The following is an 884-nucleotide window of genomic DNA, read 5'->3' as shown; positions in this document are numbered from 1 at the left end:
GACAAGTCGGTACGAAACGTCCCTTTCGTACCGACTTGTCGACGGTCCGCCGCGGTAGAAATAATGCAAAGAGAAATGTTCATTCGTTCCGCAGGAACGTCTTGTAACTTTGCGCTGGTATGAAACTCTCAACAGACTAATCTCATACCAGCGTCACCCAAAAAATTCTCAATAAGCCTCAATACTTATGGTATTATGATCTTTCTGGACATTGAAGCACCTTTAAATTTGACCGCCAGAATGTAAACTCCAGTTTCTAATTTATGTGATGGCTTCAGATGACATTCACTACCCTTCGCGGATAATGAAAATGGAATAGCTTTTCCTGCAAGATCGAAAAGTCGGAGATCTTGTTTGTCCAGATTTTTAAACAAAAAATGGATTTTGTCCCCAGCGGATGGATTACCCAACAATTCAAACAACGGTAAGTTTTCATCGAATGTAACAGAGACTATGCGAGACCTATTGATGGTTCCATCCAAATCAACCTGTTTCAATCTGTAATAACTTATTCCTTTAACTGGTGCTACATCTGGGAAATGATATAAAACAGAACCCTGCGAACTTCCTTTGGCATTCACCTTTCCTAAAATGGAAAACTCACTGCCATCGTTACTCCGCTCAATTTCAAAATAGCTACTATTAACCTCTTCGGTTGTCTCCCAATTGAGATTAATCACCCTTTCCATTGGGGTTGCTTTAAAATAACGTGAATTCGGGTTAAGCGGCGGTTAGAAAAAGTTGGTTTGTTTTGATTTTTTCAATATTAAGTGAAGACTTTTTCGGAAAGAAGCAATAAGCAACCAGAGCGCCTAAAATATTCATTATAAAATTATTAACAGATCTGTGGCGAGTATGCTCGATCTGGCACAGATTCTTCAACT

1 protein-coding gene and 1 pseudogene are annotated in these 884 nt (G+C 39.3%); both read right to left on the bottom strand.

All coding sequences use genetic code 11. The features are described 5' to 3' along the window. Positions 1-185 precede the first annotated feature (185 nt). Positions 186-689, bottom strand: a complete 504-nt coding sequence (locus tag LZG71_RS30365) for a T9SS type A sorting domain-containing protein (RefSeq protein ID WP_233827038.1) — start codon at positions 687-689, stop codon at positions 186-188. A 31-nt stretch (positions 690-720) separates the two neighbouring features. Continuing rightward, positions 721-884, bottom strand: a pseudogene (locus tag LZG71_RS30360) (IS982 family transposase); the annotation flags it as partial.

Origin of the sequence: Dyadobacter sp. CY312, from assembly GCF_021390535.1 — a bacterium.
Classification (GTDB): Bacteria; Bacteroidota; Bacteroidia; order Cytophagales; family Spirosomataceae; genus Dyadobacter.
Note: the sequence above shows the minus strand (reverse complement) of the source record. Positions and strands in the feature narration are given on the sequence as shown.